Origin of the sequence: Ascidiaceihabitans donghaensis, from assembly GCF_900302465.1 — a bacterium.
Taxonomy (GTDB): Bacteria; Pseudomonadota; Alphaproteobacteria; order Rhodobacterales; family Rhodobacteraceae; genus Ascidiaceihabitans; species Ascidiaceihabitans donghaensis.
The window spans coordinates 3,142,251-3,163,230 of the sequence record NZ_OMOR01000001.1; the positions used below are offsets into that span (position 1 = coordinate 3,142,251).

Sequence of the window (20,980 nt, forward strand, 5' to 3'; positions counted from 1 at the left end):
ATGCTTTGCCTGAGCGAGACATGGGGGATATCGTGACTGCAACTGATGATATGACTGGGCAAGACGCAACGGGGTCGGCTGATCTGATGGCCAGCCGCTGCAAGGACCTTGCTGTACGCTTGGCGAAATTTCCGCGCGTTGCATTGGGGCACTTCCCAACACCGCTTGAACCTATGGACCGCCTAAGCGAAGAATTGGGCGGCCCGCGTCTTTGGGTGAAACGCGACGACTGCACCGGCCTGTCGTCCGGAGGCAACAAAACCAGAAAGCTGGAATTTCTGATGGCGGATGCGCAAAAACAGGGCGCAGACACAATCATTACCCAAGGTGCAACGCAATCAAACCACGCCCGTCAAACAGCGGCTGCGGCCGCAAAGCTGGGCATGGCGTGTCACATCTTGCTGGAAGATCGCACAGGATCAAATGACGGCAGCTACATCATGAACGGCAACGTGTTGCTGGATCGCTTGCATGGTGCAAGCGTGTCCAAACGCAGCGGTGGCACAGACATGAATGCCGAAATGGAAACGCTGGCCGATACGTTGCAGCAACAAGGCAAAACGCCCTACATTATCCCCGGCGGCGGGTCAAACACCACCGGCGCTTTGGGTTACGTCAACTGCGCCCGCGAGTTGGTTGATCAGGCCGGTGCCGTAGGTTTGGACATTGATGCGCTGTTGCATGCCACAGGCAGTTCGGGCACGCAGGCCGGGCTTGTGACCGGACTGGCGGCAATCGAAAGCGATATCCACCTTCTGGGCATTGGCGTACGTGCGCCACAAGACAAACAAGAAGGCATGGTGCATGATTTGGCCCAGCGCACAGCGGCACATCTGGGCATCCAAAACGATATTCCACGCAGTTCAGTGCGCGCCAACTGTGACTATGTCGGTCCCGGATACGGTTTGCCTACCGATGGGATGATCGCCGCATTGAAGCTGTTGGCCCAAACCGAAGGGCTTTTGTTTGATCCGGTCTATTCCGGCAAAGGGCTGGACGGATTGATAGATTTGACTCGGAAGGGGCATTTCGATGGTATGAACAACGTGGTGTTCCTGCACACTGGCGGCAGCGCTGCGTTGTTTGGATATCCCGACACCTTCGGTTTGCCCGGCTACTCTGCCTAAAAAATAAACTGCAATAATAAAAAGCCGACCCAACAAGGAGACAAAACATGACACTCAAAAAGAAATTAATGACTGCGGCCTTTGCAAGCGTGATAGCTGTTCCCGCCTTTGCCGAAGAGGTGAATATCGGCGTTCCCACATGGACAGGGGCGCAAGCCATTGCTTATGTTTTGGGCGAAGTCGTGACCACCCGCATCGGCGGCACGGTCGATTATGTGCCCGGCAACAACGCGACGATTTTTCAGGCCATGGACCAAGGTGAAGGGGATATTGATGTACACCCCGACGTTTGGCTGCCAAATCAGGAAAGCTTTACCAAACAATATGTTGACGGTGCCGGCACCGTGTCGTTGTCCGGCAATCCGTATCAGGGCAATCAGGGGTTTTGCGTCTCAAAAGACTTTGCCGCCGCCAACAGTATCACAGATATTGCAGATCTTGGGCGCCCCGACGTGGCCGCGTTGATGGACAGCGATGGCAATGGCCTGGGCGAGATGTGGATCGGGGCCCCCGGCTGGGCCTCTGCCAATGTCAACGAAGTGAAAGTCCGCGACTACGGATTGCTGGATTTCATCGAACCCATTCGCGCAGAAGAAGCGGTAAAGACAGCCCGTATCAAAGACAGCATCGCCAAGGGTGAAGGCTATGCATTCTATTGCTATGAGCCACACGCCGTTTGGTACATGTTTGATGTCGTGATGCTGACAGAACCAACATATGACCCTGCCAAATACAAAATGGTTCAGCCTTCGGATGATGCCGACTGGTACAAAAACTCTATGGTTGCGACCAAGGATGATCTGAAGCAGGTGCAAATTGCATGGTCAAATTCATTGCCTGAGCGGTCCCCCGCGATTGCAGAGTTCTTTGCGAACTTCAATTTGACGGCCGACGATGTCAGCAGCCTTGCGTTTGAAATCAGCGCCAATGGCCGTGAACCGGCTGATGTGGCGGCAGAATGGGTTGCTGCAAATTCCGACCGTGTTGATGCGATGCTGGGTCTTTGATCCTAAACGCAACTTGATCATAGCCGGCGCGGACATTCTGCGCCGGCCTTCTTAATGGTGGGTGGGGCAACCATGGAAACCAACGACTGTGTCATTGAAATCTCGAACGTCTGGAAGATTTTTGGTGGCAGGCCAGACGTCGCGCTACAAGCCATCCGCGACCGGGGGCTAACCAAAGCCGAAGTGCTGTCGGAATTCAACGCCGTGGTCGGTGTTGCGGACGTCAGCCTGTCTGTCAATCGTGGCGAAATTTTCTGCATAATGGGATTGTCCGGCAGCGGCAAATCCACTTTGGTGCGCCACTTCAATCGCCTTCTTGAACCCACTGCTGGCAAGATCGAAATCGAAGGCACAGATGTGATGGCCTTGGGCGCAAAGGAACTACAGGCCTTTCGCAATCGCAAGATCGGCATGGTGTTTCAGAACTTTGCCTTGATGCCGCACCGGTCTGTTCTGGACAACGTCGCCATGCCGCTTGAAATCCGGCAAATCTCCAAGAACGAACGCCTGCGCCAAGCCGCCGCGATCCTTGATATTGTGGAACTTGGCGCGTGGGGCTCAAAGTTCGCGCATGAATTGTCCGGTGGGATGCAACAGCGTGTCGGATTGGCGCGTGCCTTGGCCGCAAACCCCGACGTGCTTTTAATGGATGAACCCTTCTCGGCGCTGGATCCGTTGATCCGCAGACAATTGCAGGATGAATTCATCCGCTTGTCCAAAATCTTGAAGAAAACCACGATTTTTATCACCCACGATCTGGACGAAGCCGTTCGCATCGGCGACCGCATCGCCATCATGCGGGATGGGAAAGTGGTGCAAACCGGAACCGCCGAAGACATCGTGATGAACCCCGCCGATGATTACGTTGCGGATTTTGTAGCTGGCATCTCGCGCCTGAAAGTTGTGCATGCCCACGCGGTCATGCAGCCGATTGACGCCTACATCGCCAAGTCAGGTCCCGTTTCTGCAAACGCCCGCCACGTCGGTGGCCATGAAACGCTGAGCAATCTCATCAATCTTGCCATTGACGACGACAACCCGATCCTTGTGCAGGACGGGGGCCGCGACGTCGGTATAATCACACGAGCAGATTTATTGCGCACTGTCATCGAAGGGACAGAGGTATCATGATGGACACAACCGTGAACCCGCTGGACGACCCCAACAGCGACGCTGCCATCGCCTATGCCGAAGAACGCCGCGCCAATATTCGAACCTTTGTGCGCACCAACCCAGACTACTACGTCAAGAATTTCAACAAAATCGGCGGATCATCGCGGTTCACACCCACGCTGAACCTGATGGCGGGCCTGTTTGGGCCGGTCTGGTTCGGAGCGCGCGGGCTTTGGTCGTGGGCGCTGCCTTTTTTAATCCTTGAAGCTTTGGCATTGGTCCAAATTGCCCGTGGGCTGTTCGGTGATCTGGGTGCCGACGCCATGGCGCGCATCGCGTCCATTGAAGGGACATTAGACCTGCGACGCAGGCAATTGGCAGCCGCCATCGAAGACGGTTCAGATAGGATCGATGCGTTCCAGCGCGCCGTTCAGGGGCTAGAGGCCAACATCGGCGGCATGCGCGACGAAGCCGCAGCTATGGCCGCGCAAGGGCCGAAAATTGTTCTGATTGGCTTGTGTATTCTTCTTGTCACCAAAGCCGTTCAAGCCACTGTCGCCAATTGGGCGCTTGAAGGGCGTTTTTCGGACTGGGTGTCTGACCGCACCATAAGGTCGGGAATGCCGTTGTCCCAGATCGTGTTCAGTGCAATTTTCATGGGGCTGATCGTGCTGGCCGCGATGCTGCATTATAGCCTGCCGGGGCGCTTCGAACTTCTTGGCAGCTTCCCCACCGATCCGGGTATTCGCCTGACCAGCATTGATTGGGTTGAGACGTTTTTCAACTGGGCCGTCCTGAACGGAGAAGCCTTGTTCGACGGGATCACCTTTGTGATACGATTGTTGCTGGACGCGCTTGAGATCGTCTTTGTCAGCACACCGTGGATCGTGATTGCAGCCTTGATTATCCTTCTGACGTGGCTGACAGCCGGCGTGCGCATGGCGATCTATTCAGGCGCCTTCCTATCCTACATGGGGCTGTTGGGCTTTTGGGAAAAGGCCATGACGACACTTGCTTTGCTTGGCACGGCCGCATGTCTTTCGATCCTGATCGGCATCCCTTTGGGTATGTTTGCGGCACGTCGTCCACGCTTTTATGCAGCCATTCAACCCATCATGGACTTCATGCAAACCATGCCTGCTTTCGTCTTTATGATCCCGGTCATTGCGTTTTTCGGCACAGGCAAACCCGCCGCTGTGGTCACCACGATGATTTTTGGCGGCACCCCTGTTGTGCGTTTGACCGTGCTTGGATTGCGGGGCGTCCCCGAAAGCGTGCGCGAAGCTGCGATTTCGTTTGGAGCAAACAAATGGTATCTTTTGACACGGGTGGACCTGCCACTTGCCAGCCCTTCGATACGGGCAGGTATCAACCAGACCATAATGCTGTCGCTTGCAATGGTGGTCGTGGCATCACTGATCGGTGCGAAAGGTCTGGGTGAGGATGTGCTTGAGGCTTTGCAATACGCCAACGTTGGCCAAGGTATTCTGGCAGGCTTTGCGATCCTGTTCTGCGCGATGATCCTTGACCGGATCGTTCAGGGACAACGCAAGTGATACCCCTTGTTATGGTGCATGGCTTCATGGGCGGCAGCGCCCAATGGGCAGGCGATGTCGTGGCCCTTGCAGACACCTGCGACGTCATCGCCCTGGACCTTCCGGGGTTCGGCGCAAACTGTGACCTTGATCCTATCAACACCATCGGTGGTTTTGCCGATTGGGTCATAGAGGAACTTGACGGGCGGGGCGTGGATAGCTTCGATCTGCTTGGGCACTCCATGGGCGGAATGATTGTGCAGGAAGTGGTACGCAAAATTCCCCACCGTGTCCGCAAGCTTGTGCTTTATGCGACAGGTGCGCAGGGGGTTTTGCCGGGGCGGTTCGAGACCATCGCACAAAGCAAAATCCGCACTAAGCAGGACGGCCCGAATGCAACCGCCCACCGGATTGCCGCAACCTGGTTTTTGAAACGCGAAGACGCAAAGGGCTATGCAAACTGCGCAGACATTGCGGCAAGATCAGGCATTGAGGCCATACTTGCAGGTCTTGATGCGATGCAAGAATGGTCTGGCGTAGGAAATCTGGCGGCCATCAAATCCGAAACTTTGGTGATTTGGGGCGACCGCGATCGCACTTACGCTTGGGAACAAACGGCGTTGCTATGGCAGACTATCCCGCATGCCCATCTCGCTGTTGTTCCGGCCTGTGCCCATGCGGTTCACCTTGAAAAACCAACCCTGTTTTCTATGCTTTTGTCTGATTTCCTGTTGCAAACTAATAAGCGGGAAATGCCTTCCCGCACTTAAGTGCCCGAAGGACGCAAACCTTCTGGCAGCGACAGGTCTAAGTGCCCGTTTGGTGGCAGCCGAACACGCACACGGCCATACAAGCACAGGGGCCAAGCAACAACGGCCCAACCGATCAAGAAAAATCATCTTTACCCGATCATCCAAGACCTGAGGCCGCTAAGAATTGACGTCGCAGTGGTCTCTGCTGATAGCAAAGATCGCGCGTCCAATCACCTATTTGTTTGTGTTGGAACCAAACGATGAAGGGTGGGACATTGTCACAGACATGTGGCACCAACACGTCGTCGAATAACCTATGGGCTCGATAGCAATTCGCAATCGGGCCCAACCTGAATTTCACATGTATAGTAGCGTGTTAGGCAAACTGGACAGCCATCCATCTGCCTTTTCTAAGCGCCAAGTTTCCCCAACCTGCGCCCTTCACCGGCGGCCACAGCGGCCCCTGCCAGAACCAAAGGGGCCGCAAGGACAAATGTTGTCGAAATGGGCAGGCGGAAAAGGAACACATCCGCAAGCAATGGCCAAAGCAGGGTGAGATATTCGAACGGTGCAAGCCGCGATGCTTCCGCGTAGCGAAATGACAACGTCATCGCGATATGGGCAAAGCCCCCGAACAGGCCTGCAAGCACAAGGCAAACCAACATAAATACGTCCGGCATGATCCAGCCCCATGGAATGGAGATCACTCCCCCAATCATCGATGCGATCACAAAATAGAATGCGATGGCCCCTGGGCTTTCGGTGCGATTCAGGCTGCGCACCATGATCAATGCCAACGCCGCCAACACTGCCGAAATAAGGCCCAAGCCAATGCCAATCAGGCGCGTCCGCTCCAGCGCACCCCCGCTCAGTTCCGGCCACACCAATGCGACCACGCCCGCAAAGCCAAGCGCAAGCCCGCCGACACGCCAGATGGTCAACCGCTCTGATAGCAATACCACTGCTGCCAAGGCCGTCAGTATTGGCGAAAGCTGCGCCAAAAGGCTGGCTTCAGCAATGTTCAGACGTGCGAGTGCCGCAAAAGACGTGAACAGCGCGATGGCGCCAAAGCTTGCGCGCAAGACGTGATCTAGGGGCCGTTTTGTGGCCAGCCCGCCGGGAAACTCGCATCGGATCCAAAGGAAAATGACCAAGGGGATTAATGCAAAGAAGGACCGGAAAAACACGAGTTCGCCAAGGGGAACATCTGCGCTGATGGCTTTGACGCTGATGAACATGCCCGCGAACAAAAGCCCCGACAGGACCCGCAAGCCGATGCCGTACATCGGGCGATCTTTGACGTCGCTCATTGTTCTGTACCTTCGTCCGCCAATGAATCGCGCAAAGTATCACCGGTCAGGTTGATCGCCAAAACGCACACAACAACCGCCAGTCCCGGCCAAATCATTTGCAATGGGGTCGAACGCATGTGAATACGCGCATCCAGCAGCATTGTGCCCCACTCCGGCATGGGCGGTTGCACTCCGAACCCCAAAAAGCCAAGCGCAGATATGCCAAGAATGGCCCGCGCGAACATGCCCGTCCATACAACTGTCAGGGATGGCAACAATGACGGCAGGTAGTGCCACCGCGAAATGCCCAAAGGCGACAGACCGGCCAGTTTCGCCTGTACAACATAACCGCGCGTTTGCAGCGACAGCCCGATCCCCCGTGCAACCCGTGCATAGCGCATCCACCCCGTGACACTTAACGCAAAAATCAGACTGTTGACCCCGCCTCCCATAACGCCCGCAATCACTACAGCAGCGATCAATTCGGGGAAGGCCAAAAACGAATCCGTGACGCGCATCACAACCCAATCCACCGTCTTGCCAAACAATGCGGCCACCAAACCCAGCGTGGTGCCGATAAAAAGCCCGATCAGCGATATGACAAATGCCAGCCCCAGTGACCAGCGCGCACCATGCAAAAGACGCGAAAGGATGTCGCGGCCCAAAGCATCGGTGCCCAACAGCCAATCAAAACTTGGCGCATGCAACCGGTTCGGAATGTCAATCGCCGTGGGGTCATAAGGCGCAAGCAAAGGCCCGAAGACAGCAAGCAGGATGAACACACAAACAAGGCCGAGAACGCTACGCATCGTGGTCTCCGATACGCGGATCAATCGTGTGGTAAAGAAGGTCAATCAGAAGGTTGATGGTGACAAAAAGCAGAGCCGTCAAAATTACGACAGCCTGAACTTTAGGGAAATCACGTGCACCGATGGCTTGCACGAGAAAACTGCCCAAACCGGGGCGCGAAAAGATCACTTCGATCATCACAGCCCCTTCTAGTAAAAAGGCCAGTTCCAATCCAAAGACCGTCACAACAGGGATAGCGGCATGCGGGGTGACATGGTTTCGTGCAATTCCGCCAGCACTGACGCCACGCCGTTCAAATGCAGGCAGGAAAGGTTGCAAGCGCGCTTCAAGGATGCCCGAGCGTAAAATCCGCGTCAAAGCCGCCGCTGCCCCAAGCCCAAGCGTCAGCGCTGGAAGAACCATATGCGCTGTGGTGCGCGCACCCACTGCAGGCAACCACGCCAGCTTGACCGCAAACAATAAGATCAGCAAAAGCCCCAACCAATAGGCCGGAATAGCGGCCCCAAGGGACGCTAGGGCAACAGCAAGCCGGTCCGGCCACCCCCCTTTATGGCGCGCAGCGACAACTGCCAGCGGTACGGCGATCCCCATGCCAATCAAAAGACCCAGAAGTGCTAGTGGAAAAGTATAGGACAGTGCCGTGACCAGATCAGGCCAAACCGGGCGCCCTGTGACGGACGACCTGCCAAAATCCCCTGTCAGAAGCGGGCCAATCCATCCTTGGAACGCGGGCCAGAACCCGCCATCCAATCCGGCCTCTGCGCGCACGATGTCGATAACGTCAGCCGTCACAACCACATCATACCGTGCCATCGCAATCGCAAGTGCAGGATCACCCGGCGCATGCCAAAGCAACGCAAATGTAGCGATTGCGGTCCCAGCCAGAACAACCGTCGCCCGCAAGCCCAGCCCGAAAATCGCATGTATCATGCCACCGCCTCCAACGCGCCCAAAGCGAAGGCGGCAGTGCGCAATGCGCAGCCATAATCCGAACGCGGCTCTTGTATGAAGATGTCAGTGGGCGTCGTTTCCTCAACCCTGCCATCGCGCAAGATTGCCATTTCGTTGCTGTAGGCCGCCGCATAGCCCAGATCATGTGTTACAATCAGAGACGCAAAACCTTCTTCGCGCTGTAAATCCGCGATCAATCTTGCCGTATGCTTTTGGGTGACCGCGTCCAGCGCAGACAGCGGTTCGTCAAACAACACCAAAGGCGGCTTTGCGATAAGTGCGCGCAAGATGCCCACACGTTGGGCCTGACCGATTGAGACTTCGGCGGGCCGACGCAGCAACACGTCAAGCGGCAATTCCAGACCATCGCACAAACGCACCAGTCGCTCTTGTGACATCAAGGCCCCTTGCGCGACCATCGGCTCGGACACAGACCTCAAAAGCGGCAACGCGGGATTGAATGCGGCACGGGGTTCTTGCATCACCAAGGCAGGACGGCAGGAAGGCACAGCCACACTTGCCCAGGTTATCTTCCCCTGCGCCAGTTTGACCAAGCCCAAAATGGCGGCAATCAACGTCGACTTGCCCGCCCCGCTTTCGCCCACAACAGCCAGCGTGCGGCCTGCATCAAGCGACAAAGACACATCCGTAAGTGTCTGAACCTTGCCCCGTTTTACACAAATATTTTCGACCCTCAGCATGGCAGGGAAAGCCAGCTTCGGTGTGCGCAAAGAGATTTCGCTGTTTTTGATTGCGGCTGCTCCAGCAATGTGCGGGTTGGGCTGTCTTCGACAAGGCGGCCACCGTCCATCACCAAAAGGCGCGTCACATATTGCGCTGCAAGGCCCAGATCATGCGTGATCAAAAGCATAGCAGTGCTTGAGCCACGCAATTGTTCGTCCAGCAAAACCATAGTGCGCACTGCAACAATAGGATCCAGCGCAGACGTGGGTTCATCCATAACCAGCACATCCGGCGCCCCGATCATGGCCATCGCAATGACAAACCGCTGCTGCATGCCGCGGCTCCAGCCCCAAGGACGCTTTCGAAGATCGCCGTGGTCAATTTTGAGGGCTTTGAACAACCGTTGCTGCAGGTTTTTGTCTTGCGGAAGTCCCAAGGCCCGTGTCGCCTCATTCCAATGAAACGCCATTGAGCGAAGCGGATCAAGCGCTTCATCGGGGCTTTGAGGAACATGGGCAACGCGCACACCCTGTTGGCGCAGATCATCGACAAGGGCATGACCCAAAGTTGATTTCCCCGACCCCGAAGCACCAACAACCCCGATCCGCTCACCCGCGGCAATGGTCAGGGATGTTGGATATAGAACCGTCCGACCTGCACGGATCACGCTTAGGCCGGACACCGTTCGTTTCATTTTTCCAGCGCAGTCTCGTGGGTGACAATGTAGGTTTCGGTCGGATGAACGGCATAACCGGTCAGGCCCCGCCGCGCGACGTTGACTTGCGCCACATGGAACACAGGGATCATGGCTGCGTCTTGCGCGATGATCTGCTGGGCCTTGTCATAGATGGCTTTGCGTTTTGCCGCATCGAAGGTCGTGCGCCCATCCGCCAGCAGTTGATCAAGATCAGCGTTTGCATATTGCCCGGCGTTCGATCCGCCATCCGACTTCAACAACGTCTCAAGCACAGCGCCTGGATCACCTTGGGGCGTTGTCACCCATGCTTGAAGGAACATATCCGCGTCTCCTGCTGCGATGGCGTCATTGCTGGCACCGTATTCACCGACACGCACATTTGCGGTCACACCAATGGCTTGCAGGAACGCCTGAGTCAATTCCGCTGTAGGGGCAAGTGCCGCGCGACCTGAATATGTCACAATATCGATTTCCAACGGTGCACCATCCAGCATCCAACGCCCATTGTCTTTGACGGCTCCGGCCTGCGTCAACAATTCCTCAGCTTTGGATGGGTCATAAACCGCTGGAATGTCAGCCGCCCACCCTTTGCCCTCGGGATAAATCGTGCCCGCAGGCACACCACCCACACCGGACAATGCCGCTGCAACCACACCGTCGCGGTCAATCGCCAAAGACACGGCGCGACGGATCAACGGGTTCGCCATTGGACCGCTTTGGGCGTTCACCGTGTAGAAATACAGGCGACCTGTTGGCGCCGAAAATCCAAGGGCGCCCGTCTCTTGAATACGCGCAAAATCTGCTTCGGGATAGTTGATCACCATATCCACTTCACCCGCCTCAAACGCCAAAGCGGCCGTTGCAGGGTCGGCTGTGTACACGATCCGCACTTCCTCTAGGGATGGTGTACCAAGCCTGTAATCCGTGTTCGCTTCGGCGCGGTACAGCTGTTTTGGCACCGCTTCCTTGAACACAAACGGACCTGTCGCATTGATCGGGAACGCATCGGACACGGGCCCCAAAACTGCGATGCCCGGATCGGACAAAGTCCAGAGGAATGCAGCGTTCGGCGCGTTGGTTTGAAACGCTATGACAGCATCACCCTCAGCAGACACAGACGCCAAATCAAGAAGCTTTGCAATACGCGCATTGTAGCCGGCATGCGCGTCATCCGAGATCGCGGCAATTGCATCTACAATGCTGCTTGCAGTGACGGGTGTTCCATCGTGAAACCGGACATCGGGGCGCAACGTAACGCGCCATGTTGTGGGGCTGAGCTGCTCAATACTTTCGGCGACACGCGGGTACAGGTTCATGTCATAATCAATGCCCATCAACGTCTCAGTGACGCCGACCTGATTGGAAGTCCATCCGTTGTATCCTGCGCGTGGATCAGGGACTTCGTCGGTGGTGCCGAACGTGGTGGAAATGGACAACACACCTTCTTGTGCTGCGGCTGGCAACAACGGGCTGGCTGCGAAAAATGCGGCGGCGACAACGCGCGTAAATACGGACATCAGGTACGTTCCTCAGGTTGAAGTTTTGGTAAGTTGGGGGATCGCGTGTGTATCGCTGGCGAGTGTTCTTCGCTCGGCGTTCTGCAACGACTGCAACGTCAGTTCTACACTCAGCCCTTTTTTGCGGGCCTGCGCCCAAAGGCGAGCAGCAGATTTCGGGGACCAGGGCAAAACGGCTTGCGACAACCAGCGACGCAAAGGCACCGGTAGCGCATCATAGGTGCGCATGGGATTTGCGTTTCGACGCCGGACGGGAAGGCATGTTTTCCCAAGGTTTTGCATATGCCCGTTTCGCATCTGTCTGCACCCTTTTCGCAGTGTATGTTATACTATTACGCACCTAGAGCAGTTACGAGACATGCGCAACAAGAGATGTTACGTGACACGTGAAATTATGAAAGACAGGTTTTGAAACGTAATAGCCGGCTATCTCTTGCCCTTCACACTCTTGGTCATATGGCCATGACACCTACAAAAATGCGCACATCCGCAAGTATCGCGGAACATTCCGGAACCAATGCTGTTGTTGTGCGTCGCGTGCTGGGCACCTTGAAGGATGCCGGGCTTTTATCATCGGAAAAAGGGCACGCTGGTGGATGGCGTCTGGCCCGCAAACCAGAAGACATCAGTTTGGCGGACGTTTATCTGGCCCTCGGGGAAAGTCTGGTTGCGTCAAAGGTCGCTCCAAACTCAAGTGACTGCTCTCTTGAAGATACCTTGCAAAATAAGGTCGCCGATGTGCTGCAAGACGTCGAGAAACAGCTGGTTCTCCAGCTAAACCAAACATCCATTTTGGACATCGCCAACACCCGCTAGATCAATTTGGTGGTTCACACAGCCAGCAACACGCGTGCGGATGTTCAGGACCAGCTTCACGCGAAACCCAAGGTCGTGTTCCAAGACTAAGCTATATGAAATGCAACATGCGGCCAAGGCCCGGCGCCCTGTATGGCCGCCCCTTGGGTCGCAGAACGGGTGTCAGGCGATGCGCACCCCCTTCGCCCAAACGCCACCCAGAACCGGGGTGCCTTGCGTATTGCTAACCCTTAAGACATCGCCGCGCAGTCCTGTTTGAAGGCTGCCACGATCCGGCAATCGCGCCGCGAGCGCGGGTGTGCGGGTGACTGTCGCGATCGCGCGCGGGAGATCGCCCCAAACGTCCGCTATGCGAAAGGCCGACATCAACAGCCCGCCGGGCACATAATCAGACGACAGAATATCCAGCAGACCGGCCTCGGCCAATTCCATCGCGGCGACGTTACCAGAATGGGATCCGCCGCGGATGACGTTGGGTGCGCCCATCATGACCGCAATACCGCGGTCCCGGCACGCTTGCGCGGCCTCGCGTGTGGTTGGGAACTCTGCGAACCCGACACCGTTTTCTTGGGATGTTACAACGTGATCGCGGGTTGTGTCGTCATGGCTGGCCAGAACCGCGCCCAGTCGGTTGGCCTCTAACACGGCGCCCTTTTCGTGTTTATCGCCGAACTGGGACTGCAACCTTTTCAGGTTCGCAACATGTTCAGCAAAGTCATTGTCATCCATGCCACGCTTTTTTGCGATATAGGTGCGCAGGGCGGTCAAGTCGCGGAACTGACGTTGACCGGGTGTGTGATCCATCAAGCTGACGATACCGACACGGTCGTCTGGCGTGAAACGGGCCAATTCTTCGAGCAAGGTTTCAGAACAAATCTCTGCGCGTAGGTGCAGGAAATGGCTGATCTTGAACACACCCTTGGCGCGGGCCGCCAAAAGCTCATCTGCAACTGCGCGTGCGTAATCAATGTAGCGCCCTTTGCCGGAATGGATGGATCCTGCGCGCAAGGCGTCAAACACGGTGGTGATCCCGACCGATGCCAATTCTGCATCATGGGCAATTAACGCAGGCAAATGTGGCCAGTCCACTTCGGGGCGTGGCTCCATATGGCGCTCCAGGTTGTCGGTATGAAGTTCAACGAGGCCCGGCATCACAAAATCGCCGGCGCAATCCACGCAGCCGCTTGGTCTATCATCGCCCTCGTCAATGTCGGTGATCACACCTTTCTCAATTGTAATGGATCCTGTCAGAACCTGATCAGGCATGACCAGACGCGCATTGGCAAGACAAAGGTCGCCTGAAGCAAACCCGTCATCTGAGTGGTCCGCAGCTTCAGGTCTAAGAGGATAATTCATGACATACACTCGCTTCGCGATTTATGACGCGCCGATTGATGGCGCATTGGTCAACTTTAGGGTAATTTGACTGGGCTGGGCGCTGTGCGGCTACACAAAATGCGCGGTGTACGCCTACACAACGCGGTGGGTTGACGCTGACAGCATTGGGCGGATGTCTCGCGTTGATCCCGACAGGCGATTTGCACTTATCCAACGCTACACCCTCACGGGCTGAAGCAACGACAAGGCTTGCGCGATTGTTGCGTCAAGTGGACCGTCGTTGCTTACCGTCTTCACGTTCAACCCTTCGGGCAGCGGTTTGGTTGCTTGCGCCAACCGTCTTTCGATTTGGGCCTCGTTTTCACGGCCACGTGCTGCCAGACGCGCCGCAAGCGTCTTGGACTGCGCAGTAATGTTAAGGACACAGAAACGCGCAAAAGCCGCGTCACCTGCAAGCAACGCAGAGCGTGAAAAATTAGCAAGGCAGTCTCGGCCTTCGGCCAGAACCATCCGGACATGCGCGGGTATGGCGTACTGCAATTCATGCGCACTCCAGTGAATGGCAAAATGCCCCGCTGTTGCCATCTCATTGAACTTTGCAACGCTGACGGAATCGTAGTCTTCACCACCCAGTTCCGGTGTGCGCGTGATCGTGCGGCGCACCAGATGGAGCGATGGATCGGCTGCGGCGAGCCCTTCCATGACGCTGTCCTTGCCTACACCGGACGGGCCTACAACGGCGATGAGACGCCCGGCTTTCATGCCGCAATCCCGGGTGTAAATTGGCTGACATCAATTTCACGGTCACAGACGCGGACGCGGGCGGCTTCATCGTGAAAGATGCCGATGATTGCTGCACCTCGGGCTTTGGCCTCTTCGATCAGCGACAGCACGACGTCTCGGTTGGTTGCATCAAGGCTGGCTGTTGGTTCGTCCAGCAACATCGCGGGATAGGTGTGGGCAAACCCGCGGGCGATGTTCACACGCTGCTGTTCACCGCCCGAAAAGGTGGTGGGTGACAAAGACCAAAGCCGCTGCGGAATGTTGAGTTTGGCCAGCAATTCTTCGGCACGAGCCTGCGCGATCTCAGCTTTAGCACCGACGGCGCGCAGCGGCTCAGCCACCACATCCAGCGTCGGCACACGCGGCACAACCCGCAGAAATTGGCTGACGTAGCCAAGGGTCTCGCGGCGCAAGGCGATCACGTCGCGCGGTTCAGCCTGTACCACATCGGTTCCGTCGATCAGGATTTGACCGGCCTGCGTGAGGTAGTTGCCGTAGATCATCCGCATCAGTGTCGATTTGCCAGCGCCAGATGCGCCGGTTAGTGCCACGCATTCACCCGCCGCCACGGACAATGACACGTTGTTAATGACCTCAATCACCGCACTGCTTTGATTGTGCAGCGTAAAAGTCTTGGATACGTTTCTAAGTTCAATCATTTTCACACCTGCAAAACAGAACTGACAAGAAGTTGGCTATAGGCGTGCTGGGGGTCGTCCAGCACTTGATCGGTCAGGCCGGCTTCGACCACATGGCCGTCTTTCATAACCATCAGGCGATCCGCCAAAAGCCGCACAACGGCGAGGTCGTGCGTCACGATGATCGCTGATAGCCCCATATCGCGCACCAACCCGCGCAACAGATCAAGCAGCCGCGCCTGAACTGAAACATCCAGCCCGCCCGTGGGTTCATCCATGAACACCAGCCTTGGCCCCGTCACTAGATTGCGGGCAATCTGAAGGCGCTGTTGCATCCCGCCGGAAAATGTCGTGGGGCGATCATCGACACGGGCGGCATCAATTTCCACGCGGCCAAGCCAATCGGTGGCCGATGCGCGAATGTCGCCATAATGACGTTCGCCCACGGCCATCAGGCGTTCGCCGACATTGCCGCCCGCACTGACGCCCATACGCAGTCCGTCGCGGGCATGCTGATGCACAAAAGCCCAATCGGTCCGTGACAGCATGCGGCGTTCGGGTTCGGACATTGTGACGGTGTCCTTCGGGCCATCGGCTCTCGTATCAAAAACGACCGCGCCCGCGTCGGGCGTCAGGTGTCCGGCCATACAGTTGAGCAAGGTGGACTTGCCGGACCCGCTTTCTCCGACAATCCCCATGACCTCGCCGGGGTAAAGATCAAACCCCACGTCTTTGCAGCCAATATGGTGGCCGTAGAACTTTGTGATCCCTTGGACCGAAAGCAAAGGTGTCATGCCGCGTCCTTTCCATTCATCTTGCCAGTGTAACCAGCAGCCTGCCGTCCTTCGCAGAAATCGGTGTCTGAACAGACAAACATCCGCCCCCCCACGTCGTCTGTGATCACTTCGTCGAGATAGCTGTTTTCCGCTCCGCACATGGCACAGGGGTGATCCGGTTTAGAGGCTTCGAACGGGTGGTCCTCAAAATCAAGAGACACCACCTGAGTGTAAGGGGGTAACGCATAAATGCGCTGTTCCCGGCCTGCCCCAAACAGCTGGATCGCCGCCATATCGCCCAGCTTGGGGTTGTCGAATTTCGGAATCGGGGACGGGTCCATCACATAGCGCCCTTCCACCTTAACCGGATAATCATAGGACGTGGCGATATGGCCGTGGCGGCTGATGTCTTCATATAGTTTCACATGCATCAGCCCGTATTCCTCAAGGCTGTGCATTTTGCGTGTTTCGCTTTCACGCGGTTCCAGAAATCGCAAAGGCTCGGGGATGGGCACTTGGTAGACAAGGATCTGGCCTTCGCTTAGCGGTTCTTCGGGGATGCGATGGCGGGTCTGGATGACTGTGGCCTCTGACGTGGTGGTGGTCGTTGCGACCCCTGCTGTGCGTTCAAAGAATGTGCGGATCGACACGGCATTGGTCGTGTCGTCCGCCCCTTGATCGATCACCTTGAACCGGTCCTGTGGGGTCATGACCGCCGCAGACACCTGCACCCCGCCTGTGCCCCAGCCATAAGGCATCGGCATTTCACGGCTGGCAAACGGCACCTGATAACCGGGGATCGCCAACCCTTTCAGGATCGCGCGGCGGATCATGCGTTTGGTTTGTTCGTCAAGATAGGCGAAGTTGTAATCGCTCATTGTGCTGCCTCCGCAACCTGATCCACACCCGCCTCTTCACGCAGTTTGCGCACAAGTTCCAATTCGGCTTGAAAATCGACGTAGTGGGGCAATTTGATATGCTCAAGGAACCCTGTCGCTTGAATGTTGTCCGCATGATACAGAACAAATTCGGCGTCTTGCGCAGGGGCGCCTTCGTCCTCTTCGCCAAGCTCTTTCCAACGCAGCGCCCGATCGACCAGCGCCATTGAAATCGCTTTTCGTTCGGTTTGGCCAAAAACCAGCCCGTAGCCACGCGTGAACTGGGGCGGCTCGGATTTTGAGCCTGTGAACTGGTTGACCGTTTCACATTCGGTCAGCATGACCTCGCCAATCTCGATGCTGAACCCAAGTTCGGGGATGTCCATTTCAACGGGCACCGCGCCAATGCGCAACTCACCCACAAAGGCATGATTGCGCGCATAACCGCGCTGGGTGGAATAGGCCATGCCCAGCGTGAACCCTTCGTCCGCACGGGTCAGCGCCTGCAGTCGCAAGCTGCGTTCCGCAGGCATTTCAAGCGGTTCACGGGTCAGGTCCGGCGGTGTCGTGTCATCATGAACCGCCTCTTCGATCAGACCTTCATGGTTGAGAAATTCGGTCACATGAGGAACATCTCCGCCTGCGGCCTCTCGTTTCGCGGCCTCAGGCACCTCTCCTTCGGCGGCAAGCTTGAAGTCCAGCAAACGGTGGGTGTAATCAAACGTCGGCCCTAAAGTCTGCCCGCCAGGCAGGTCTTTGAATGTCGCCGAGATGCGCCGATCACAGGCCATCTTGCCCGTGTCCACTGGCAAGGACGCTCCAAATCGGGGCAGCGTGGTGCGATAGGCGCGAATAAGAAAGATCGCTTCAATCAGATCACCGCGCGCCTGCTTGATCGCAAGGGCAGCAAGATCAGGATCATAAAGCGACCCTTCGGCCATGACGCGATTGACGGCCAATGCCAGCTGTTCGCGGATTTGTGCGACGCTCAGTTCAGCCAGGGACGTATCCCCGCGGCGTTCTTCGGCAAGCCACGCATGTGCGTTCTCAATCGCACGCTCACCCCCTTTGACAGCCACATACATCAGATGTCTCCTTTCTGCGTGACGACCGTGCTGCGCGGCAGGGCCGCGACGCGGTCGCAGCACGTAAAGATGAAATCGAGACCAAGGGGAAAATGCCCGGCATTGTCCTGAAACGCCTCTATTTCTGGTAACGACAAAATGTGTGTGTCTTTGATGCCAGGACCAGACAAGACAGCCCCTTTCGGCTCTAGCCGACCGACCTGAACGATCAGCGTCGCGGAACGGTCGGGGTATTGCGGTGTACCGATTTGATAGGCCCCCAGCGGCATAAGGTCTGACCAGCCCCCCACCGCGAACATGCAATGGGACGGACCGGCAATGGGCGCACCTGTGTGAAAAGCGATCCAAGCACGCACCGCTTCGCAGTCCAGTTCCCCGGCCAGATGCACAGGGGTGTCAGGGTCACACAGCGTCAGCAAAACTGCCCCTGTCGCGGGGGAAAGCGGTGCTGGCGGGGCGGCACCTGATACCATGTGGATTGTGCCGGGTCGGGCCATTGCTTCCATAACCTGACGGAATGCGGCTGCAGAGGCGATGGCGGGGTCGGCGAATCCGCCGCTCAGGGTTTGGCTTGGGATTTGGGCCTGCATCAGTCTTCTCCTCGTACCATTGTAAAGAAATCAACCTTTGTGGCGGCGGCTTTGGCCGCGCGGGCTTCGCGTTTGGCTGTTTGCTCTGCGTCAAGCACGTCCAACACTGCGGTCTGCAACATCGGTGCCGCCGCCGTCTGCATCAAGGCATCCACGACAGCCACCGCCTCTGCATCAGCCTTACTGCGCCCCTGAATGTAGGCATGGCCGACCTCACCCGTGGCAAGCGTCAGCGCACAGCGCGTCACAGAGACTTCGCCTAAATTGAACGGTGCACCTGTTGCACCGGCGCGGGCCTGTACCATGGTGCTGCCCACCTCAGGTGCACGCAGCCATGTGAACGCAGGCGGCATCATTGTCGCGTCCAACAGGTTGGCAACGCGCCCTTTAGGCGCTTTGGCCATAATGCCAAGCCAGTTCTGGCGGGCGGCATAATCTTCGTTCATGTCTTTCATCTCGACAACTTCTTCAAATCCTATACAACTAGACATATATTAACATATCTGATCGATTCCCCCAGCGGAGATTTGTGAATTTTGCGTGACACACCCCCAAGACACGGACCCGGCACCAAGACACCGATCTGGCAGGCTATCGCGCAATCTTTGCGTAGCGATCTGGCCGAAGGCCGTTATGCGGCAGGTGACAGGCTTCCGACCGAAGCGGCCTTGGCCGAGCGGTTTGGCGTCAATCGACACACTGTGCGCCATGGGATTTCTGCGTTGGTGGACGAAGGCTTGATCCGCACACGTCGCGGTGCGGGGGCCTTTGTGGCTTCGACGCCCACCGATTATCCCATCGGACGCAAGGTCAGATTCCACGACAATTTGGTTGCGGCAGGGCGATTGCCTGAAAAACGCGTTCTGCTGGTCGAAGACCGGGTTGCCACAGCCGGCGAAGCACAAGCGCTTGCCATCCAAACCGGCGAACCAGTCTGTTCCTACCACGGGCTGTCTTTGGCTGATGGCCAGCCGATCGCCGTGTTCGAAAGCGTTTTCCCACAGGTGCGCACCCCCGGCATATCAGCAGCCTTTTGCGGACAAAGTAGCGTCACAAAAGCTTTGGCTGCCGTCGGTGTGCCAGATTACACCCGTGCGTCTACGCGGCTGACGGCAGTGCGGGCCACCGCGACGCAGGCCCTGCATCTACTGATCACTGAGGGGGACCCGTTGCTGCGATCCTCCAGTGTGAATGTTGATTTGGCCGACAATCCCATCGAATATGGTCGCACATGGTTTGTCGGTGATCGGGTCACATTGACCTTGGAAAACTAAAAAGGCCCCGCCCAAAACAGGCGAGGCCATCATCGTCACGACAGACGCATTATTCGAGACCCATGCAGTTTGCGTAATACGTCACTGTCGCAGGCCAATCCGAAAAGATGCCTTTGACGCCAACGTCCTGCGCCAGAACATCGATCAACTCATACATCACGCCATCGCTGTTTACCGCATCTGCGATGGACTGGTAATACCAACCCCCACCATTCACCAGCGGGCCAGAGCGTTCGATGGTCCAGGTGATGATGTTGATGTCGGCGGCCTTGGCTTGAATGGCCAATTCTGATGGCACGATGTCACCATTCTCAAGCGTCACCAGCATCCACGTGGGTGGTGCAATGTAGTTCACGCCCATCGCCTTCAGCTCTTGCATGGTGTTGGGCCAAGTGGCCGCATCCATCGGCGAATAACCATCAATGTCGTATTCATCCATCAGGTAAACAGCCTGCGCACCGAATTCTGGCGCGGCCTTGATCCAATACAGCACATCTTCAAGGTTGAACGACTGCAACCAGACATCTGCCGCAGGAACACCAGCGGCCACATATTCATCGACCAGCTTTTGCGCGTAATCTTCCTGCGTAAACCCGTTGAACGGCATCTTGACGGCGGGCGATTTCAATTCTGGTGTGAACCGCGCACCAAGACCGCGGAACAGTTCAATGGAGTCTGCGTGTGTCATTAGCATTGCAGGTTCAGCCGAATAAAGATCGGTGCGGAAATTCGCTGTACCGTCAAGGTAGGCTTCGACCGTTGTGGCGGTTCTGTCAGCGGCGTCCATTTTGGGCGTCAGGCTGCGGTATTCGTCCAGCGTGATTTCGGATGTGCGGCATTCGGCATTGGCACTTGTGTCGCCGTTCGCTGGCGTGAACGGCGTTGTGCAGGTTGAGGCCAAAGGCGTGGCAAGAATATTGGTCGTTGTGTGCAAATCGTTCTGTGCATGACGACATACCAGCTCAAGGTCGGCGGTAAACGTCACATCACATTCCAGAATGCCCGCCCCCATCAGCGCCGCCGCGCGGTTGGATTCAACCGTGTGCTCTGGAAATTGCATCGGCGCACCGCGGTGGCCAATGGAAAACAGCGACGTGGATGCCTCTTGGTTTTGGCAAGACTGCAATTGATCCTTCAGAGGACCGTCTTTCATCCGATCAATCAGATAGAACGGACGTGGGCCATATTCAACGCGGTCAAGCGTTTGTGCGATGGCAGGTGCCACGGCAAGTGTTGCGCCCAGTACGACGGTTGGCAGTGCGATGATACGAAGCATGAAATTCCCCTTTTGGTGCTCATGTCGGCTTGGGGTAATCG

23 protein-coding genes are annotated in these 20,980 nt (G+C 56.6%); 7 read left to right on the forward strand and 16 right to left on the reverse strand.

Going from position 1 to position 20,980, the window contains the following annotated elements; all coding sequences use genetic code 11:
* Positions 1-86: 86 nt before the first annotated feature.
* The 5 genes from cuyA (at position 87) to ASD8599_RS15545 (ending at position 5,552) form a co-directional block, all read left to right on the forward strand.
* A complete protein-coding gene (gene cuyA, locus ASD8599_RS15525) occupies positions 87-1,127 on the forward strand; it encodes a D-cysteate sulfo-lyase (RefSeq protein WP_245926159.1) in 1,041 nt (346 codons plus the stop codon).
* A gap of 47 nt (positions 1,128-1,174) precedes the next feature.
* Positions 1,175-2,134, forward strand: coding sequence for an ABC transporter substrate-binding protein (locus ASD8599_RS15530; protein ID WP_108829376.1), 960 nt, complete (start codon positions 1,175-1,177; stop codon positions 2,132-2,134).
* A 72-nt stretch (positions 2,135-2,206) separates the two neighbouring features.
* A complete protein-coding gene (locus ASD8599_RS15535; RefSeq protein ID WP_108830224.1) occupies positions 2,207-3,265 on the forward strand; it encodes a quaternary amine ABC transporter ATP-binding protein in 1,059 nt (352 codons plus the stop codon).
* On the forward strand, positions 3,262-4,803 hold the full coding sequence (locus ASD8599_RS15540) for an ABC transporter permease (RefSeq protein ID WP_108829377.1): 1,542 nt from the start codon (positions 3,262-3,264) through the stop codon (positions 4,801-4,803). Before ASD8599_RS15535 ends, ASD8599_RS15540 begins: the two co-directional genes overlap by 4 nt.
* Positions 4,800-5,552, forward strand: coding sequence for an alpha/beta fold hydrolase (locus tag ASD8599_RS15545; RefSeq protein ID WP_108829378.1), 753 nt, complete (start codon positions 4,800-4,802; stop codon positions 5,550-5,552). Before ASD8599_RS15540 ends, ASD8599_RS15545 begins: the two co-directional genes overlap by 4 nt.
* A gap of 392 nt (positions 5,553-5,944) precedes the next feature.
* On the opposite strand, the gene ASD8599_RS15550 is transcribed toward ASD8599_RS15545, so the two are convergent.
* Genes ASD8599_RS15550 through ASD8599_RS20360 form a run of 7 tightly spaced genes read right to left on the reverse strand, consistent with a single transcriptional unit; the run spans position 5,945 to position 11,782 of the window.
* Positions 5,945-6,844, reverse strand: coding sequence for a DMT family transporter (locus tag ASD8599_RS15550; protein ID WP_108829379.1), 900 nt, complete (start codon positions 6,842-6,844; stop codon positions 5,945-5,947).
* Complete coding sequence (locus ASD8599_RS15555) at positions 6,841-7,635, reverse strand: ABC transporter permease (protein ID WP_108829380.1); 795 nt, start codon at positions 7,633-7,635, stop codon at positions 6,841-6,843. The genes ASD8599_RS15550 and ASD8599_RS15555 overlap by 4 nt, the downstream gene beginning before the upstream one ends.
* On the reverse strand, positions 7,628-8,566 hold the full coding sequence (locus ASD8599_RS15560; RefSeq protein ID WP_108829381.1) for an ABC transporter permease: 939 nt from the start codon (positions 8,564-8,566) through the stop codon (positions 7,628-7,630). Before ASD8599_RS15560 ends, ASD8599_RS15555 begins: the two co-directional genes overlap by 8 nt.
* Positions 8,563-9,288: an ABC transporter ATP-binding protein gene (locus tag ASD8599_RS15565; RefSeq protein WP_108829382.1), complete on the reverse strand. Its 726-nt coding sequence runs from the start codon at positions 9,286-9,288 to the stop codon at positions 8,563-8,565. The genes ASD8599_RS15560 and ASD8599_RS15565 overlap by 4 nt, the downstream gene beginning before the upstream one ends.
* Positions 9,282-9,965, reverse strand: coding sequence for an ATP-binding cassette domain-containing protein (locus ASD8599_RS15570; protein ID WP_108829383.1), 684 nt, complete (start codon positions 9,963-9,965; stop codon positions 9,282-9,284). Before ASD8599_RS15570 ends, ASD8599_RS15565 begins: the two co-directional genes overlap by 7 nt.
* Positions 9,962-11,485 carry an ABC transporter substrate-binding protein gene (locus ASD8599_RS15575; protein ID WP_108829384.1) on the reverse strand — a complete coding sequence of 508 codons (1,524 nt, stop codon included), beginning with the start codon at positions 11,483-11,485 and terminating at the stop codon, positions 9,962-9,964. Before ASD8599_RS15575 ends, ASD8599_RS15570 begins: the two co-directional genes overlap by 4 nt.
* A 12-nt stretch (positions 11,486-11,497) precedes the next feature.
* Positions 11,498-11,782 (reverse strand): DUF6525 family protein, encoded by a 285-nt coding sequence (locus ASD8599_RS20360; protein WP_306418885.1) that lies wholly within the window; start codon positions 11,780-11,782, stop codon positions 11,498-11,500.
* A gap of 111 nt (positions 11,783-11,893) precedes the next feature.
* Between ASD8599_RS20360 and ASD8599_RS15585 the strand changes: the two genes are divergently transcribed.
* Entirely contained in the window at positions 11,894-12,301 is a 408-nt protein-coding gene (locus tag ASD8599_RS15585) for an RrF2 family transcriptional regulator (RefSeq protein ID WP_108829385.1), read from the forward strand.
* A gap of 162 nt (positions 12,302-12,463) precedes the next feature.
* Here ASD8599_RS15585 and ASD8599_RS15590 read toward each other — a convergent pair whose 3' ends face one another.
* The 8 genes from ASD8599_RS15590 to phnG form a co-directional block, all read right to left on the reverse strand.
* Positions 12,464-13,657 (reverse strand): alpha-D-ribose 1-methylphosphonate 5-triphosphate diphosphatase, encoded by a 1,194-nt coding sequence (locus tag ASD8599_RS15590; protein WP_108829386.1) that lies wholly within the window; start codon positions 13,655-13,657, stop codon positions 12,464-12,466.
* A 198-nt stretch (positions 13,658-13,855) separates the two neighbouring features.
* Positions 13,856-14,401, reverse strand: coding sequence for a phosphonate metabolism protein/1,5-bisphosphokinase (PRPP-forming) PhnN (gene phnN / locus ASD8599_RS15595; protein WP_108829387.1), 546 nt, complete (start codon positions 14,399-14,401; stop codon positions 13,856-13,858).
* A complete protein-coding gene (phnL, locus tag ASD8599_RS15600; protein ID WP_108829388.1) occupies positions 14,398-15,081 on the reverse strand; it encodes a phosphonate C-P lyase system protein PhnL in 684 nt (227 codons plus the stop codon). The genes phnN and phnL overlap by 4 nt, the downstream gene beginning before the upstream one ends.
* A 2-nt stretch (positions 15,082-15,083) precedes the next feature.
* Positions 15,084-15,854 carry a phosphonate C-P lyase system protein PhnK gene (phnK, locus tag ASD8599_RS15605; protein WP_108829389.1) on the reverse strand — a complete coding sequence of 257 codons (771 nt, stop codon included), beginning with the start codon at positions 15,852-15,854 and terminating at the stop codon, positions 15,084-15,086.
* On the reverse strand, positions 15,851-16,714 hold the full coding sequence (locus tag ASD8599_RS15610) for an alpha-D-ribose 1-methylphosphonate 5-phosphate C-P-lyase PhnJ (protein WP_108829390.1): 864 nt from the start codon (positions 16,712-16,714) through the stop codon (positions 15,851-15,853). Before ASD8599_RS15610 ends, phnK begins: the two co-directional genes overlap by 4 nt.
* Positions 16,711-17,799, reverse strand: coding sequence for a carbon-phosphorus lyase complex subunit (locus ASD8599_RS15615; RefSeq protein WP_108829391.1), 1,089 nt, complete (start codon positions 17,797-17,799; stop codon positions 16,711-16,713). The genes ASD8599_RS15610 and ASD8599_RS15615 overlap by 4 nt, the downstream gene beginning before the upstream one ends.
* Positions 17,799-18,389 carry a phosphonate C-P lyase system protein PhnH gene (phnH, locus tag ASD8599_RS15620; protein ID WP_245926069.1) on the reverse strand — a complete coding sequence of 197 codons (591 nt, stop codon included), beginning with the start codon at positions 18,387-18,389 and terminating at the stop codon, positions 17,799-17,801. The genes ASD8599_RS15615 and phnH overlap by 1 nt, the downstream gene beginning before the upstream one ends.
* A complete protein-coding gene (gene phnG / locus ASD8599_RS15625) occupies positions 18,389-18,844 on the reverse strand; it encodes a phosphonate C-P lyase system protein PhnG (protein ID WP_108829392.1) in 456 nt (151 codons plus the stop codon). The genes phnH and phnG overlap by 1 nt, the downstream gene beginning before the upstream one ends.
* Positions 18,845-18,922: 78 nt before the next feature.
* Between phnG and phnF the strand changes: the two genes are divergently transcribed.
* Complete coding sequence (gene phnF, locus ASD8599_RS15630) at positions 18,923-19,663, forward strand: phosphonate metabolism transcriptional regulator PhnF (RefSeq protein ID WP_108829393.1); 741 nt, start codon at positions 18,923-18,925, stop codon at positions 19,661-19,663.
* Positions 19,664-19,712: 49 nt separating this feature from the next.
* Here phnF and ASD8599_RS15635 read toward each other — a convergent pair whose 3' ends face one another.
* Positions 19,713-20,939, reverse strand: coding sequence for a glycerophosphodiester phosphodiesterase family protein (locus ASD8599_RS15635; protein ID WP_108829394.1), 1,227 nt, complete (start codon positions 20,937-20,939; stop codon positions 19,713-19,715).
* Positions 20,940-20,980: the final 41 nt, after the last annotated feature.

What these genes read in the sequence shown, in the direction of transcription:
- ASD8599_RS15590 (WP_108829386.1), bottom strand. Translation starts at nt 13,657, where the DNA reads ATGAATTATCCTCTTAGACCTGAAGCTGCGGACCACTCAGATGACGGG.
- ASD8599_RS15575 (WP_108829384.1), bottom strand. Translation starts at nt 11,485, where the DNA reads ATGTCCGTATTTACGCGCGTTGTCGCCGCCGCATTTTTCGCAGCCAGC.
- ASD8599_RS15540 (WP_108829377.1), top strand. Translation starts at nt 3,262, where the DNA reads ATGATGGACACAACCGTGAACCCGCTGGACGACCCCAACAGCGACGCT.
- ASD8599_RS15550 (WP_108829379.1), bottom strand. Translation starts at nt 6,844, where the DNA reads ATGAGCGACGTCAAAGATCGCCCGATGTACGGCATCGGCTTGCGGGTC.
- ASD8599_RS15615 (WP_108829391.1), bottom strand. Translation starts at nt 17,799, where the DNA reads ATGTATGTGGCTGTCAAAGGGGGTGAGCGTGCGATTGAGAACGCACAT.
- phnK (WP_108829389.1), bottom strand. Translation starts at nt 15,854, where the DNA reads ATGACACCTTTGCTTTCGGTCCAAGGGATCACAAAGTTCTACGGCCAC.
- ASD8599_RS15610 (WP_108829390.1), bottom strand. Translation starts at nt 16,714, where the DNA reads ATGAGCGATTACAACTTCGCCTATCTTGACGAACAAACCAAACGCATG.
- ASD8599_RS15530 (WP_108829376.1), top strand. Translation starts at nt 1,175, where the DNA reads ATGACACTCAAAAAGAAATTAATGACTGCGGCCTTTGCAAGCGTGATA.
- phnG (WP_108829392.1), bottom strand. Translation starts at nt 18,844, where the DNA reads ATGAAAGACATGAACGAAGATTATGCCGCCCGCCAGAACTGGCTTGGC.
- ASD8599_RS20360 (WP_306418885.1), bottom strand. Translation starts at nt 11,782, where the DNA reads ATGCGAAACGGGCATATGCAAAACCTTGGGAAAACATGCCTTCCCGTC.
- cuyA (WP_245926159.1), top strand. Translation starts at nt 87, where the DNA reads ATGGCCAGCCGCTGCAAGGACCTTGCTGTACGCTTGGCGAAATTTCCG.
- ASD8599_RS15560 (WP_108829381.1), bottom strand. Translation starts at nt 8,566, where the DNA reads ATGATACATGCGATTTTCGGGCTGGGCTTGCGGGCGACGGTTGTTCTG.
- phnL (WP_108829388.1), bottom strand. Translation starts at nt 15,081, where the DNA reads ATGATTGAACTTAGAAACGTATCCAAGACTTTTACGCTGCACAATCAA.
- ASD8599_RS15555 (WP_108829380.1), bottom strand. Translation starts at nt 7,635, where the DNA reads ATGCGTAGCGTTCTCGGCCTTGTTTGTGTGTTCATCCTGCTTGCTGTC.
- phnN (WP_108829387.1), bottom strand. Translation starts at nt 14,401, where the DNA reads ATGAAAGCCGGGCGTCTCATCGCCGTTGTAGGCCCGTCCGGTGTAGGC.
- ASD8599_RS15635 (WP_108829394.1), bottom strand. Translation starts at nt 20,939, where the DNA reads ATGCTTCGTATCATCGCACTGCCAACCGTCGTACTGGGCGCAACACTT.
- ASD8599_RS15565 (WP_108829382.1), bottom strand. Translation starts at nt 9,288, where the DNA reads ATGCTGAGGGTCGAAAATATTTGTGTAAAACGGGGCAAGGTTCAGACA.
- phnH (WP_245926069.1), bottom strand. Translation starts at nt 18,389, where the DNA reads ATGCAGGCCCAAATCCCAAGCCAAACCCTGAGCGGCGGATTCGCCGAC.
- ASD8599_RS15570 (WP_108829383.1), bottom strand. Translation starts at nt 9,965, where the DNA reads ATGAAACGAACGGTGTCCGGCCTAAGCGTGATCCGTGCAGGTCGGACG.
- ASD8599_RS15535 (WP_108830224.1), top strand. Translation starts at nt 2,207, where the DNA reads ATGGAAACCAACGACTGTGTCATTGAAATCTCGAACGTCTGGAAGATT.